A 13,895-nucleotide genomic window follows, 5' to 3' on the forward strand; every position below is an offset into this window, starting at 1 on the left:
CAAGGTTTTCAACAGCACATCATCCAGCGCACCTTTCACTTCCCACTCCTTGAATTCTGGTTATGAGTTCCCTTTCGCATAGGCTTTGCCGTGGGTTCCGCAATGCGCTATTTCACTGGGATAAACTGTTCGCCGTGCCACAGCGCCACGCGGCCTTTCTTCTCACCGACGTTCACTTTGGTGAAGCCGCGCTCCTTGCCCGGCATGACGAAATAGTTTTCCTTGCAGTCATTGCCCTCTTTCTTGTCGCGGCAGTTGCCGTACGCCACCACCTTGAACGTGGCGTTGCCGGTGTTTTTGATCTGGCCGTTGGCAAACTGATAGTTGAATTGGTCCTGTCGTGGCGCCACCACCAAAATGGTGCCAATGCGTGCTGAAGTCGTCGCCACCGCATTGCGTTTAGCCGAGTTTTGCCCCGCATCGCTCAACGCCTGATCGAACCAGACAATGCGGTAATAACGTTCCTGGTTGTCGTTGGGGCCTTTGTAATAGAAACGGATCACGTCGCTGGCATTGGCCGGCAATATCAGGCTGGCCGGCGACAGCAACATTTCATCCTTGCTACCCATAGGAACCACGGTGCCGGACTCCAGCGGGCTGGAAATTCGCTCGATTTTTATGTTCACCAGACGACCGCTGTCGGTGGTGTTCCTGATTTCTTTACTCAGACGCGCGCTATCGCTGTGCATGAACGAGCTGATCTCACCGACATCGAGCGCGAAAACGGGTTGAGACAGCAGCAGGAGAGCGACGAGAGAGGATCGTTTCATGACGGTATTCCAATGGCGTTCTTCAGCGGTGGGGAATAAACAGGGGGTTGCCCCCCTGCTTTAAACCGGTGACTCGGGATTAAGCGGTCCAGGTGGCGTTGAATTCCACGCTCACGTCACCGCTCCAGATGCCTTCCGGCAGGGTGCTGAAGTCGGTCACGGCGGTGGTACCGTCAGAGGTGGCGCCAATGATGGTGAAGGTGAACTGGTCTTGCGCGCTGGTGCGGACAGCCTTATTGTACGCGTTGGACAACGTGCTCAGATTGCCGCCCAGAATACCGGCAGAGGTGTCGATCATGGTGGTTTCAGCCGTTTTCTCTACCGCTGCACCGTTGTAGTTCACGCCGACATTCAGGGTTGAACCCGAGGTATCGAGCTGAGTCAGGGTGTTGGAAACCAGTTTGGAGGTCAGTTTGAAAGCGGTTGCCGTAGCGTCCCCTTCCACGGTCACGTCAAACAGACCTTTCTGGCTGTTAAAGCCCTTGATGCCTTCCGCATAGTTGAAAGACAGGCTGCCAATGGGGGTAACAACCAATTTGCTGGTGGTGTCTTTTTTTGCAGTGGCAGACCAGGTAGCCAACGCCTGAGCAGTCACGTCGGCGGCTTGAGCAGTGCTGACCGCAGCGAAGGCGGAAATGATTGCCAAAGCCAGTGTAATTTTCTTCATGGTAAAACTCCCTTCAACTTTAAATATGATTGTGCGTCCATTAGCGTGACGTGCCTTAACCAGCCACTTACATGAGTGCTTTTAGCCAGTCTGCTTGACGGAGAAAAGAGTAACCGCATCAGATCAAAAAAGAATCATTAACTATCAATTGATAAATATTTAGTTTTATATTCTGATATTAATATTTATAACCTTTTCATTAAGTTAAAAAAACCAAGTCAGAACTTATTCAAGGACAAAACGCTTGTTGTTTTTGTCAGCCATACAACGCCAAAATAAGCATATAAAATGCGCCATTACGCCAGAGCAAAATAAGCGCGGCCGTTTTATTTTTGTAGGATGTTTAATTTGATGCAGATCAATTCATCTGGCAGTGAGGCGGGTGAATAAGGGAAAACTCCCCGATGGTAAAGTATTAAGCCGCCGGTGCAGCGAGTTGCCATGACAGACCGGCGGTTAATTCTTAAACTGGATGTTGAATTCTGAAGGCCAAAATCAGGCGCATAAAACCGGCCTGATTAAGGCCCAGCTTGCGCATGATATTCAACTTATGGCTACTGACCGTTTTGCAACTTCGATGGGTCACGCTGGCAATATGACGTGGATTTCCGCCGGCAATCATCATCGCCAATATTCGCCATTCGCTGCGGGAAAGGGGTTCTACTGACGAGGTCAGCGCCGTCTGAATGCCTGGGCTGCAGTATCTGTCTCCGTTGCCGGCAACCTCTATCGCTTCAACCAAACAATCCAGCGGATCTTCTTTTGCTACCAGGGATAAATGAGTTTCGGCTTCCAGAATGGCCAATATGCTGGCGTTGGTCACGCCCGTAAATATGATCAGGGATGTCTTTGGCCAAATATCATTTATGGTTAGAATGAAATGTAATACATCATACAAACTCTCATTTTCATTATACAGTTCCATAATGAGGATTTGTTGTTCATTCACCTTAAGTAAGGCCTCTATTTCCCTGATACTGTAGACAAATTGATAGCGCATGGGGTCGGGATCAATAAGAGCCCGTAATCCTTTTCTCACCCATGGGTTGGGTTCGAAAAAGAGAATGTCCTCCCTGAAAGAGATATTCTTCATAATCTATTACCATAATGAGGTATAAAAATAGCGGTTGATGCGAAAGTGCTGAACATCGCAGGCTAACAGAATATAAGGCCAGAGCCAGATAAATGCTGCATTATTAACCAGATGGTCGAAGTTAAGTATTTAATATCAAGACAATAAATTTGGCGGCATATTCCTTTCCCCCGGGGTGGCGTTCATCCTGACACCGATCGATGATTAATGGGTAATTACAGCGTTGTCGCTTTCGAGACCTGAACAAATTTCAACCCGGTGCTCACGCAAAATGCGACAGCGTAGAAAAAACAACCGGGAAATACCGGAAATGTAAGAGCGCACCTGATTGCTGCGCACCACCAACAGGAATTCATCACCGCTGCATTCTGCCGTCTGCGGGCCGGCATAGGCCAGAATGTCACGGTTCAGACCAGCACTGACCGCGGCCGAGGTACCGGGCATCGACATAAACACCTTGCAGCTGTTGACCTTGCCAAGGTAAACCTCCTGGCGGGGCGCAGAACCACTGAGATAGCTCGTAATCCCAACCACCAACATGATCACGCCCAGCGCCACCACGCTGGCCACCGCCCACCAGCGTCGGGAATAACCGGCATAAACAGCCTGGGTAACGGCGGTTTCGCCAGGCGCCGGGGATAATTCTTGCTGAGCGTTCGGGCGTGCGGCCACAGGTATTTCTGCGTCGGAAAAACGGTCTTCCTGGGCTTCACAGGACTCAACGATTATTTCGTAACGCAACATAAAACCGACCTTGGGGACAGTCGCAATCACCTCTTCTTCAATACCCAAATTTTTAATGACCCGGCGTAATTTACTCACGCACTGGTTAAGATTATTGTTTCCAGAAACCATCCCATAATCATCCCAAACCTTCTTGAATATCACCTCACGCCCGACGGCTTCACCATGATGCATAATCAATAGCAGCAGTAACCGCTTAGACGGATTAGAAATCGAGATGGGATCATCAGAAAACCCCGTTGGGCTCAAGGACCCCGTATCCACATCAAAAATGATATGGTCATTTAATCTATATTTCATTTTTCACAGGTTTCACTCTAGTGACTATTTATCGCCAGGCGTTAAATGTTAATAAAATATTAAGCGACATTTAATCAGGTTAATTATTCAAGCTCAGCTACCAATCGGAATGAAAATCAATTAACGCCACAAAATGGATGTGTTACATTTTATCGTATTTGATATAAGAATTTTCTCATAAGACATAACCAAAGATTATACAAACATCCCTACCATTGATATATTTATATGTAAAAGATCTTAAAGTTAGTTTTTTGTTTTGTAAATTACCGCCTTTAAGCTGAAAATTCTCATCATTCATTTAATGCAAGCAATTTTAATAGCAAAGTAACGGGGGGTGAATTTTGACAACGTCAGGCTAGCCCAGAAACTGGGGATCCCAGCGTCACATCGGCCTAATTGAGGGCAGAATTAATCTTTTAATGTGGGGGATATTGGGGAAAAAAAAGCCAAAATGAAAGTAACCGGTTCCGAATAAACCTCTTCACCGATAATGTCAGGTGCATCACATAACCGGTGAACAATTCTGGGTGACAGGGATAAATTAATCAGCGACAGGAAATACCAGGCTAAAGGTTATCCGGGCAGTGTTATCTCCCGCAGCACAGTGGGCATGTGCCGTACCGCCATGCAGCGTCATGATGGCGCGGACGATCGCCAACCCCAGACCGCTGGCGTGACTTCCCGCACTGCGTGCAGCATCGGCACGGTAGAAGCGATCGAACAGCTTATCCAGATGCGTCGGTGAAATGAGCGGCCCCTGATTGATAACCTGTATCACCAGCCCGCCATTGGCCTGGCTGACGGCCTGCAGCTGAATCTCGGTGTTTTCATCGGCATAACGTATTGCGTTCGACACCAGGTTGCTCAGTGCACGTTGAAACAGCATTGCATCCGCCGTACACAGCCCCTCGCCCCGACAAACCAACGTGATGCCCCGCTCTTCCGCCAAGCCTTCGAAATAGTCCGCCACTCGTTGCAGTTGTTGCGTCACATCAAGACGCTGATAGTTCAATACCGCCTGTCCTTCACCGGCGCGGGCCAGAAACAGAATGTTTTCCACCATGCGGGAAATCCGCTCCAGCTCCTCCATGTTGTTCGACAATAGCGTTTCATACTCTTCCACGCTTCGGGCCTGATACAGCGCAACCTGACAGTGCCCCATCAGCGCCCCCACCGGGGTACGGATCTCATGTGCCAAATCGGCAGAAAACTGCGTTAAACGCTGATAGCCTTCGTTCAGGCGATCCAACATGGCGTTAAACGAACGGGTCAGCTGTTGCAGCTCCTTCGGTGCTCCCTGTTCACTCAGCCGGGTCGACAACGTATTCGGCGTTATCACCGCCGCCTGCGCCGCCATGCGCCACAGCGGCTGCAATCCGCGACGCATCACCCAATACCCCAGTAATGCGATCAGAATGAAGGCCACCACCACGGCTGCCACTATCCGCCACAAATAACGCGCCAGCATTTTCTGCTCATTGATCATCACGTGGGCGGCGGAGATCTGAAGCAGGGTGCCGTCCTCCAGCCTGACCAGTGCCGATACGGCACGCAATGGCACGCCCTGCTCAGTCTGTCCACTTTGTACTGCGCTCAACCGCTGCGGTACACCGACCGGTGTTGGAGTCATCGGTGGCAGGCTCAGCCTGGCCGGATTAACGTTGATTAACGGCCTTTGCCCCGGCTGTTGAAAAATCAGTACGTCCTGTTCGTTGCCCAGCATATTTTCGAACAGGCCGGTATTCGCCGTCAGGCGATCCAACGGAAAACGCTGGCTGAGCAAATGGCGGTAGTACTCCACCCGGCCGGTGACCTGCAAATCGCTGCGGGTGGTCATTTCCTGGCGCATTGCGCCATACAGGTAGCCTCCCGCTCCGCTGACCACCAAAGCCGCCACCAACGCAAACAGCATGGCGCTGCGCAGCGTCAGAGAAAGCGCACGCCAACGTAGGGCCAAGGCCTTCATGAACGCGGCTCGCAAACGTAACCGATGCCACGCACGCTGTGGATCAGCTTGACCTCGAACGGCCGATCAATTTTTGCTCGCAGCCGCTTGATGGCAACATCCACCACGTTAGTGTCACTATCAAAGTTCATGTCCCAGACCTGGGAGGCGATCATGGTGCGTGACAATACCTCCCCCTCGCGCCGTACCAGAAGATGCAACAACATAAATTCTTTATTGGTCAGCGCGATCACCTGCTCCTGCCGCACCGCTTTACGGCGCAGCACGTCGAGCTGCAGGTCGGCTATCACATAGTGATCGGCTTCACGTACCGTGCCACGCCGCAGCAAAGTGCGCAGACGCAACACCAGTTCCGTAAAGGAGAAGGGCTTAATCAGGTAATCATCGGCACCCAGTTCGAGGCCATGAATGCGATCCTGCACCCCATCGCGCGCAGTCAGAAACAGAATGGGTACATCACTTTTCTTGCGTAGTACCTCGATAATCTGCCAGCCGTCCAGCCCCGGCAACATCACGTCCAGCACGATAGCGTCATAGCCGTGTTCCAGTGCCCGAAACAGGCCGTCGGTGCCGTTACGTGCCAAATCGACGCTGTACCCCGCCTCTCCCAGCCCCTTTTTCAGGTAATCACCCGTGCTGATGTCGTCTTCAACCACCAGTATTCGCATTATCGCCACCTCATGACTCTTGCGGAAATACTAGCAGTTCTGACGGACATTCTTGATGACATTAATGTCATCAAACGGACATGGTGCTGTCCCCGGTGTTCAACCATGCTTAACCGGCAACCTAAACAAAGGAGAACTTTATGATTACCCGTCATCGTTTTGCCGGTTTACTGCTTTCCACCCTCATGTTGTGCAGCGGTGCTGCCGCCGCGGCTCAACCCCAAGGCAAGGTGATTGCCCCACTGCGTGGCGTTATCGATCAGGTAAGCGACAGCAGCCTGCAACTCACCGACCGCAAAGGGGAAAAGGTCAGCGTCAAGCTCAATGACCAGACCCGAGTGCTGAGCGTGTCGAAAGGCACGCTGGATGATATCAAACCGGACAGCTTTATCGGCACCGCTGCCGTACCGCAGCCGGACGGCTCTTTGAAAGCGTTGGAAGTGCACGTGTTCGCAGCCAGCCTGCGCGGCACCGGCGAAGGCCACTCGGCCTGGGAATCCGCCGACGGCAAGGTCGACACCATGACCAACGGTACCGTGGGCAAACTGGTGAAGTCCAACGGACGCACCCTGACCGTGACCTACGGCAACCAGCAAAAAACCGTTAACGTGCCGGAGGATGTGCCGATCGTCACCCTGGATCCCGGCGATCGCAGCCTGTTGAAACCGGGCGCGCATATCGTGTTGTTCTCCACCACTGACGATAAGGGTGAACGCGTCGCCTCCCGCATTTCTGCAGGCAAAGACGGTACCGTTCCGCCGATGTAACTCAGGAGTGCATGATGAAAAGCAACGCGCCGCGGCCGGTGCATCCTTGGCCGGTTCGCCTTACCCACTGGATTAACCTGTTCGCCATGGTCTGCATGTTCATGAGCGGTTGGGAAATCTATAACGCCTCGCCGCTGTTCGGCTTCCGCTTTCCGCCACAGATCACGCTTGGCGGCTGGCTGGGCGGCGCGATTGGCTGGCATCTGGCGGTTATGTGGCTGCTGGCCTGCAACGCACTGTGTTATGTCTTGTGGAGCCTGTTCAGAGGCCACTTGCAGCGCGATCTGCTGCCGCTAGGCCTCGGCGCGCTGCGGCGCGATATCTGGCAAGCCGTGACGCTGCGGCTCAAGCATCGGCATGGCCATTACAACGCCATTCAAAAACTGATGTACCTCGGCGTCTTGCTTTTGGGGCTGCTGCTGGTGCTCTCCGGGTTAGCCATTTGGAAACCTGTGCAGTTGCAGGGTCTGGTGAGCCTGTTCGGCGGCTTTGACATTGCGCGTTACGTGCACTTTTTCGCCATGTCAGGCATTGGCTTATTTGTGGTGATTCACCTGCTGATGGTGATTATCGTGCCGCGCACGCTGTGGGCAATGATAACGGGTGGCAAACATGACGGATAAAAAACAACGCCCCATGGCACCGGGGCTGGAACCGGCGCAAAAGAAACAGCTGGTTAATTTGCAGCGCCGCTTGATGCTACGCTCCGGCCTGACGCTGGGTGGCGTCGCCATGCTGACCGGCTGCAATCTGCAGGACGGTGACCAGGTGGATAAAGTGCTGTGGGCAATGTCCCGCTGGAACGATCGGGTGCAGGCCTGGTTGTTCAACGGCCAAAAGCTGGCGCAGACCTACCGTCCGGATCAGATTACCCATCCGTTCCCGTTCAACGCGTATTACCCGGAATACAACGTTCCGGAAGTGGATCTCGCCAGCTACCGGCTGGAGGTCTCCGGTAAAGTAGAAAAAAAGGCCCCCTGGACGCTGGAACAGCTGCAACGCCTGCCGCAGCAAAGTCAAATAACCCGGTTGATCTGCATCGAGGGCTGGAGCGCCATCGGTCAGTGGGGGGGCGTGCCGCTGCGCAACTTCCTGCAGCACGTCGGGGCGGATCTTAACGCCCGTTATGTGGGATTCAAATGCGCGGACCGCTACTACTCCAGCATCGACATGGCCACCGCACTGCATCCACAGACCCTTTTGGCGCTGGATTTCGGCGGCAAGGCGCTGCCGGCAGATTACGGTTACCCGCTGCGCCTGCGGGTGCCGACCAAGCTGGGCTTCAAAAACGCCAAGCATATCGCCGCCATTTTCGTCAGCGATACCAATCCCGGCGGTTACTGGGAAGATCAGGGCTATAACTGGTTCAGCGGAATTTAATTTCTGCGTAGCGCTGTGCAGAGAACTCACCGCCCGCTGGCGCATTTATTCCGACGCTGTTAATAATCTCGCCAAGACAAGGAAGGTAACTATAGGAAAAGCAATAATAAAAAGGATTTTATTATGGAGATTGATATCACGGAGCATTATACGTTCCGATCGGATGAATTCAGATATCAGATTGCGATAAGTAAAGTCGACGGTAAAACAGCCAAATATTACCTTGATTTCAAAAAGATAACCCAAGACATGCGAGCATGGTTATCGCCTGTCTATACCGAGCAATGCATTTTAGATAATGCTTATGCTATAGAGTTTTATGATGTTAAAGCGCTAATTTTTGCTGCTCGGCAAGGGCGTTCCGCCTTCGATACTTATAGCCACATGGGTTATACCTTTTCTGAACGTGAGCGCCTATTCGTCGATGGAATAGGTAAAACTATTATCAACTTCGCCATACAGTATCAGGCCAGGCTCGTTTTTAGCGTTCCCTTGAGGCCAGCATTGGCCAAAATCTATGATCATCTATTGAAAAAACACGCTCATGGAGTACAGTATTTGTACAAAATGGAATTCATAAAGGACGGGCTATATGTCATCGAAATCTAACGTCTTGCAGCAAGGCCCCGAACAGGACTTTACCTCTTTAAGTATGAAAGAACAGCGCCTGCAAGCCATACAAGCTTTCCACGAAGCCTGGTGGGAACAAAGATGCCAGGAGTGGCGTGAACGAGGCCGTCTGGGTGAACCAGGGCCGGTCATCACCACTTCTCCCACCAACAAAACAACATAACCCCCTACGGGGTTATGGTCAGTTTTACTCCCCGGTTGTCATCAGCGTGATATCCGCCTGCAGGATTGCCTCGCGCGCTGCGGCAGGCAGATTGTCATCGGTAATAATCGCGTCAAATACCGCCATCGGCAGCGCCAGATAGGTGGCTATTTTGCCGTATTTTGAGGTGTCGCTGAGCAAAATGCAGCGACGGCTGGCATCAACGATGGCTTTCTTCACCATCACCTTGTCTTCATTGGGCGTCGACAGGCCGCGCATGCTCCATGATGAAGCGGAAACAAACGCCAAATCGATAAACAACCCGCGTAGCGCCTGAGCCGCCGCTTCACCAACGCAGGAACGGTTCTCGCGGCATACGGTGCCGCCGGTGTGAATGATCTTGCACTGGCTGTGTTCTATCAGATAGCCCGCAATCACAAAATCATTAGTGACCACCGTCAGATCTTCGCGCTCACTGAGGTGCTTTGCCAATGCCAGCGTAGTGGTGCCCGCGTCCAGATAAATGCAGCTGTTGGGGGGGACCTGTCGGGCAGCCAACTGACCGATGGCCGCTTTCTGCTGGCTGTACATCCCTTCCTTATCCTGATGCGAAGGTTCAATCGCCACCCGTTCTGCGGACTGCACGCCCCCTGACACCGCCAGTACCGCGCCCTGCTCCTCCAGCTTTTGCAGATCGCGGCGAATCGTCATATGCGATACGCCCAGCCTCTCGGTCAATTCGGCAATGCTGACCACCCCGCGTTCTGATACCAGCGCTAAAATTTGCTGATGGCGTTCTACAGGTATCACGGTTCCCTCTCTTTACCGCAGTGATAATAATTGTGATTTTACGTCAATTTTCGTTCGATGAAAGCAGCCATTTTACAGGCCGTGAGATCGCTCATGGTATCGATGACTTATTTTAAATATTTTTAAAACAGTGAGATAACTCGATACCAACCTTTTTAAGCGCATCTATTAAGGCTCCACTTAATGTTAATAATTGTGATAACGATCGCTGACCCTGCGTCACAACCCGCTTATATTTAACACAACAAAACAAATTATCACTAAAATTAACAAGGAGTACCAAATGATACAGCCAGGGGATTTTGCAGTTTGCGTCGTAGGGTTAGGTTCCATGGGAATGGGGGCGGCGAAGTCATGTATTAACGCCGGACTGACAACCTACGGTGTCGATCTTAACCCGCAGGCACTGGCGACATTGCAACAGGCCGGGGCAAAGCAGGCGGCTACCCGAGCAGACGATTTCGCTGCCGATTTGGATGCCTTGCTGCTGCTGGTGGTGAACGCTGCTCAGGTGAAGCAGATCCTGTTTGGCGAGAACGGCCTGGCGGCAAAGCTAAAGCCCAATACGCCGGTCATGGTCTCTTCCACCCTCTCCGCCGCCGATGCCAGGCAGATTGAACAACAGCTGCTGGCGCTCGGACTGAACATGTTGGATGCCCCGGTTTCTGGCGGCGCGGCCAAGGCGGCTGAGGGCCAGATAACGGTGATGGCATCCGGCGCAGGATCCACATTCCAACAATTGCAACCGGTGCTGGACGCCATTGCCGGCAAGGTCTATCGCATTGGCGAAGAGATTGGGCTGGGCGCTACGGTAAAAATCATCCACCAACTGCTGGCCGGAGTGCATATCGCCGCCGGAGCCGAGGCCATGGCGCTGGTTGCCCGGGCCGGTATTCCCCTGGACGTCATGTACGACGTCGTTACCCACGCCGCCGGCAATTCATGGATGTTCGAGAACCGTATGCGTCACGTGGTTGACGGCGACTATGCACCCAAATCGGCGGTGGATATCTTCGTGAAGGATCTGGGGCTGGTGACCGATACCGCCAAAGCGCTGCACTTCCCATTGCCGCTGGCATCTACCGCTTTCAATATGTTTACCGCCGCCAGCAATGCCGGTTTTGGTAAAGAGGACGACAGCGCAGTGATCAAGATCTTCACTGGCATCGACCTGCCGCAGAAGAAGGAGAACGCATAATGCTGCTCGGCGTAATTGCAGATGATTTTACCGGTGCGACCGACATTGCCAGCTTTCTGGTGGAAAACGGCCTGTCGACGGTGCAGCTAAACGGCGTACCGCATGATGACATGCCGATTGAAGCGCAGGCGGTCGTCATCAGTCTGAAATCAAGATCCTGTGCGCCATCGCAGGCCATCGAACAGTCGTTGCAGGCGCTGGCATGGCTGCAGCGCCAGGGCTGCCGGCAATTCTACTTCAAATATTGCTCAACCTTCGACAGCACCGCGCAGGGCAATATCGGCCCGGTAACCGATGCCCTGCTTGATGCTCTGGGCGAAAGCCAAACGGTGATTTCCCCGGCGCTGCCGGTCAACGGCCGGACTGTGTATCAGGGCTATCTGTTTGTGTTGGATCAACTGCTGTCGGAGTCCGGCATGCGCCATCACCCGGTGACGCCGATGACCGACAGCAACCTGCTACGGCTGATGGAAGCGCAGGCTCAGGGACGCTGCGGGCTGGTGACGGCCGCAGAGATGGATTGCGGTGCCGAAGCGGTGTCCGACAAGCTGCAACAGCTGGCGCAACAAGGCGTACGATATGCGGTACTGGATACGCTGAATGAGCAGCATTTGCTGACCCAGGGTGCCGCGCTGAAAAATATGAAGCTGGTGACCGGCGGATCGGGCCTGGTCATCGGTCTCGCACGTCAATGGGCTCAGCCGGGACAAGGCCGTCCGCAGGCCGCGGGGGCTCCACAAGGGGAAAAAGCCGTGGTCCTGTCCGGCTCCTGCTCCGTCATGACCAATCGACAGGTCGCGCGATACCTTCAACAGGCACCGGCCATGGCTATCGACGTGGCGCGCTGCCTTACCGAACCTGAGCGCGCAGCCTATGTTACAGAACTGGTCGATTGGGTACAGCGGCAGGAAAATGCCCCGCTGGCCCCGCTGCTGTACGCCACCGCCGAACCGGAGAAACTGCAGCAGGTTCAGCAACGATATGGCATGGCTGCCGCCAGTCAGGCAGTGGAGTCACTGTTTGCCGGGGTGGTACAACAGCTCCAGCAATCAGGGTACCGTCGCTTTATCGTTGCCGGTGGCGAAACTTCTGGCGTAGTGACGCAGGCGCTGGGGATTCGCGGTTTCCACATCGGCCCCAGTATCTCTCCCGGCGTACCCTGGGTTCGCGCCATCGAACAACCGGTTTCACTGGCCCTTAAATCGGGCAATTTTGGCGATGAAAACTTTTTCGCCCGGGCACAAACGGAATTCCCATTATGACAATGATGATCGAACAACAGGCGCGCGAAGAGATGGTGCGTCTGGGGGCCTCCTTCTTTCAGCGCGGTTACGCCACCGGGTCTGCCGGCAACCTTTCGCTGTTGCTGGCGGACGGCACGCTGCTGGCAACCCCGACCGGATCCTGCCTGGGCGAACTGCAGGCCGAGCGGCTGTCGAAAGTCAGCCTGAGCGGCGAATGGCTATCCGGCGACAAACCCTCGAAAGAGATCAGCTTTCACCGCGCGCTGTATCTGAATAACCCGGAGTGCAAAGCTGTGGTGCACCTGCACTGCACTTACCTCACGGCCCTGTCCTGTCTGCAAGGGCTGGACGTGGAAAACGCCATCAAACCCTTCACCCCTTATGTGGTGATGCGGGTCGGCAAGGTGCCGGTGGTACCTTACTACCGCCCCGGCGATCTGCGGCTGGCGGAGGATCTGGCCAAACTGGCGCCGACCCATCGCGCTTTTTTGCTGGCCAATCACGGCCCGGTGGTGACGGGCAAGGATCTGCGGGCGGCAGCGGATAATACCGAAGAGATGGAAGATGCCGCCAGGCTGATTTTCACCCTCGGCGACCGCCCAATACGCTATTTGACCGATGACGAAATTACCGAGCTACGGAGCTGAACCATGCCTAAGTTTGCCGCCAATTTATCGATGATGTTTAACGAACTGCCGTTTTTGGAAAGGTTCGAGGCCGCCGCCGCACAGGGTTTTCAAGCCGTGGAGTTCCTGTTCCCCTATGACTATTCTGCTGAACTGCTGGCAGAAAAGCTGCGCAGCAACGGTTTGCAGCAGGTGCTGTTCAATACTGCGCCGGGCAATGCCGAAGCCGGTGAGTGGGGGCTGGCGGCAGTACCAGGCCGCGAGCAGGATGCGCGTGCGGATATCGATCGTGCCCTGACTTACGCCATTGCGCTTAACTGCCCCTGCGTGCACGTAATGGCCGGCGTCGTTCCTCCGGGGGAGGACTGGCAGCGCTATCGCGCTACCTTTATCGACAATATTCGCTATGCCGCAGACCGCTTCGCCCAGCACGGCATCAAGGTGCTGATTGAAGCGCTCAGCCCACAGGTTAAGCCGCATTATCTGTTTTCCAGCCAGCACCAGGCAGCCGAACTGGTCGAGGCCATCGATCGCTCGAACGTCTTCGTACAATTGGACTTTTTCCATGCTCAGTTGGTGGACGGCAATATCAGCGGGCTGATGCATTCGCTGGCCGGTCGCTACGCACATATTCAGATTGCCTCGGTGCCGGAGCGGCATGAACCGGACGACGGCGAACTGAATTATCCGTGGCTGTTCGAGCAACTGGATGCCCTCGGTTATCAAGGCTGGATAGGCTGTGAATACCGGCCGCGTGGCGATACCGCCGCCGGGCTTGATTGGCTAAGACCCTATCAGTAAGGCGCTCCGCCAACCCAGGGATTTCCAAAACATAAAAATTAAACGCACCCGTATCGCCAGCCGACGATCGCGGTGCCTGACTCTTA

General features: G+C 53.9%; 16 protein-coding genes. 9 read left to right on the forward strand and 7 right to left on the reverse strand.

What is annotated here, in order from left to right; all coding sequences use genetic code 11:
* Positions 1-107: 107 nt before the first annotated feature.
* From H5P17_RS02805 to H5P17_RS02830, 6 genes are all read right to left on the reverse strand, one after another.
* Complete coding sequence (locus tag H5P17_RS02805; RefSeq protein WP_182821118.1) at positions 108-770, reverse strand: hypothetical protein; 663 nt, start codon at positions 768-770, stop codon at positions 108-110.
* A gap of 79 nt (positions 771-849) precedes the next feature.
* Positions 850-1,437, reverse strand: coding sequence for a common pilus major fimbrillin subunit EcpA (locus tag H5P17_RS02810; protein WP_182821120.1), 588 nt, complete (start codon positions 1,435-1,437; stop codon positions 850-852).
* Between the two features lie 463 nt (positions 1,438-1,900).
* Entirely contained in the window at positions 1,901-2,530 is a 630-nt protein-coding gene (locus H5P17_RS02815) for a LuxR C-terminal-related transcriptional regulator (RefSeq protein ID WP_182821122.1), read from the reverse strand.
* 204 nt (positions 2,531-2,734) lie between these two features.
* Positions 2,735-3,574 carry a winged helix-turn-helix domain-containing protein gene (locus H5P17_RS02820; RefSeq protein ID WP_182821124.1) on the reverse strand — a complete coding sequence of 280 codons (840 nt, stop codon included), beginning with the start codon at positions 3,572-3,574 and terminating at the stop codon, positions 2,735-2,737.
* Positions 3,575-4,118: 544 nt separating this feature from the next.
* Positions 4,119-5,543 carry a heavy metal sensor histidine kinase gene (locus H5P17_RS02825; RefSeq protein ID WP_182821125.1) on the reverse strand — a complete coding sequence of 475 codons (1,425 nt, stop codon included), beginning with the start codon at positions 5,541-5,543 and terminating at the stop codon, positions 4,119-4,121.
* Positions 5,540-6,211: a heavy metal response regulator transcription factor gene (locus tag H5P17_RS02830; protein ID WP_020825935.1), complete on the reverse strand. Its 672-nt coding sequence runs from the start codon at positions 6,209-6,211 to the stop codon at positions 5,540-5,542. The genes H5P17_RS02825 and H5P17_RS02830 overlap by 4 nt, the downstream gene beginning before the upstream one ends.
* Before the next feature lie 140 nt (positions 6,212-6,351).
* Here H5P17_RS02830 and H5P17_RS02835 point away from each other — a divergent pair, with 140 nt between their 5' ends.
* The 5 genes from H5P17_RS02835 (at position 6,352) to H5P17_RS02855 (ending at position 9,151) form a co-directional block, all read left to right on the forward strand.
* A complete protein-coding gene (locus H5P17_RS02835) occupies positions 6,352-6,978 on the forward strand; it encodes a hypothetical protein (RefSeq protein WP_044549240.1) in 627 nt (208 codons plus the stop codon).
* Positions 6,979-6,992: 14 nt separating this feature from the next.
* Positions 6,993-7,601, forward strand: coding sequence for a cytochrome b/b6 domain-containing protein (locus H5P17_RS02840; protein ID WP_182821367.1), 609 nt, complete (start codon positions 6,993-6,995; stop codon positions 7,599-7,601).
* Positions 7,591-8,358 carry a molybdopterin-dependent oxidoreductase gene (locus H5P17_RS02845; protein WP_182821127.1) on the forward strand — a complete coding sequence of 256 codons (768 nt, stop codon included), beginning with the start codon at positions 7,591-7,593 and terminating at the stop codon, positions 8,356-8,358. The genes H5P17_RS02840 and H5P17_RS02845 overlap by 11 nt, the downstream gene beginning before the upstream one ends.
* A gap of 123 nt (positions 8,359-8,481) precedes the next feature.
* Positions 8,482-8,967: a hypothetical protein gene (locus H5P17_RS02850; RefSeq protein ID WP_182821129.1), complete on the forward strand. Its 486-nt coding sequence runs from the start codon at positions 8,482-8,484 to the stop codon at positions 8,965-8,967.
* The gene (locus H5P17_RS02855) at positions 8,951-9,151 is read left to right on the forward strand and encodes a hypothetical protein (protein WP_182821131.1); all 201 of its coding nucleotides are present in this window, start codon (positions 8,951-8,953) and stop codon (positions 9,149-9,151) included. Before H5P17_RS02850 ends, H5P17_RS02855 begins: the two co-directional genes overlap by 17 nt.
* A 24-nt stretch (positions 9,152-9,175) precedes the next feature.
* Here the strand turns inward: H5P17_RS02855 and ygbI are convergent, their stop codons facing one another.
* Entirely contained in the window at positions 9,176-9,940 is a 765-nt protein-coding gene (gene ygbI / locus H5P17_RS02860) for a DNA-binding transcriptional repressor YgbI (RefSeq protein ID WP_182821132.1), read from the reverse strand.
* Between the two features lie 283 nt (positions 9,941-10,223).
* Here ygbI and ltnD point away from each other — a divergent pair, with 283 nt between their 5' ends.
* Genes ltnD through H5P17_RS02880 form a run of 4 tightly spaced genes read left to right on the forward strand, consistent with a single transcriptional unit; the run spans position 10,224 to position 13,809 of the window.
* Complete coding sequence (gene ltnD, locus H5P17_RS02865) at positions 10,224-11,138, forward strand: L-threonate dehydrogenase (RefSeq protein WP_182821134.1); 915 nt, start codon at positions 10,224-10,226, stop codon at positions 11,136-11,138.
* A complete protein-coding gene (otnK, locus tag H5P17_RS02870; RefSeq protein WP_220496695.1) occupies positions 11,138-12,400 on the forward strand; it encodes a 3-oxo-tetronate kinase in 1,263 nt (420 codons plus the stop codon). Before ltnD ends, otnK begins: the two co-directional genes overlap by 1 nt.
* Before the next feature lie 5 nt (positions 12,401-12,405).
* Positions 12,406-13,029, forward strand: coding sequence for a 3-oxo-tetronate 4-phosphate decarboxylase (gene otnC / locus H5P17_RS02875; RefSeq protein WP_044552851.1), 624 nt, complete (start codon positions 12,406-12,408; stop codon positions 13,027-13,029).
* Between the two features lie 3 nt (positions 13,030-13,032).
* Positions 13,033-13,809: an HPr family phosphocarrier protein gene (locus H5P17_RS02880; RefSeq protein ID WP_182821136.1), complete on the forward strand. Its 777-nt coding sequence runs from the start codon at positions 13,033-13,035 to the stop codon at positions 13,807-13,809.
* The last annotated feature ends 86 nt before the right edge of the window (positions 13,810-13,895 follow it).

The sequence above is a fragment of the Serratia sp. OS31 genome, from assembly GCF_014164835.1.
In the GTDB taxonomy this organism is placed as follows: domain Bacteria; phylum Pseudomonadota; class Gammaproteobacteria; order Enterobacterales; family Enterobacteriaceae; genus Serratia; species Serratia liquefaciens_A.

Coding starts and splice junctions, on each gene's coding strand:
- H5P17_RS02855 (WP_182821131.1), top strand. CDS start 8,951: ATGTCATCGAAATCTAACGTCTTGCAGCAAGGCCCCGAACAGGACTTT.
- H5P17_RS02845 (WP_182821127.1), top strand. CDS start 7,591: ATGACGGATAAAAAACAACGCCCCATGGCACCGGGGCTGGAACCGGCG.
- ltnD (WP_182821134.1), top strand. CDS start 10,224: ATGATACAGCCAGGGGATTTTGCAGTTTGCGTCGTAGGGTTAGGTTCC.
- H5P17_RS02835 (WP_044549240.1), top strand. CDS start 6,352: ATGATTACCCGTCATCGTTTTGCCGGTTTACTGCTTTCCACCCTCATG.
- H5P17_RS02825 (WP_182821125.1), bottom strand. CDS start 5,543: ATGAAGGCCTTGGCCCTACGTTGGCGTGCGCTTTCTCTGACGCTGCGC.
- otnK (WP_220496695.1), top strand. CDS start 11,138: ATGCTGCTCGGCGTAATTGCAGATGATTTTACCGGTGCGACCGACATT.
- H5P17_RS02810 (WP_182821120.1), bottom strand. CDS start 1,437: ATGAAGAAAATTACACTGGCTTTGGCAATCATTTCCGCCTTCGCTGCG.
- H5P17_RS02820 (WP_182821124.1), bottom strand. CDS start 3,574: ATGAAATATAGATTAAATGACCATATCATTTTTGATGTGGATACGGGG.
- H5P17_RS02850 (WP_182821129.1), top strand. CDS start 8,482: ATGGAGATTGATATCACGGAGCATTATACGTTCCGATCGGATGAATTC.
- H5P17_RS02815 (WP_182821122.1), bottom strand. CDS start 2,530: ATGAAGAATATCTCTTTCAGGGAGGACATTCTCTTTTTCGAACCCAAC.
- H5P17_RS02830 (WP_020825935.1), bottom strand. CDS start 6,211: ATGCGAATACTGGTGGTTGAAGACGACATCAGCACGGGTGATTACCTG.
- H5P17_RS02880 (WP_182821136.1), top strand. CDS start 13,033: ATGCCTAAGTTTGCCGCCAATTTATCGATGATGTTTAACGAACTGCCG.
- H5P17_RS02840 (WP_182821367.1), top strand. CDS start 6,993: ATGAAAAGCAACGCGCCGCGGCCGGTGCATCCTTGGCCGGTTCGCCTT.
- H5P17_RS02805 (WP_182821118.1), bottom strand. CDS start 770: ATGAAACGATCCTCTCTCGTCGCTCTCCTGCTGCTGTCTCAACCCGTT.
- otnC (WP_044552851.1), top strand. CDS start 12,406: ATGATCGAACAACAGGCGCGCGAAGAGATGGTGCGTCTGGGGGCCTCC.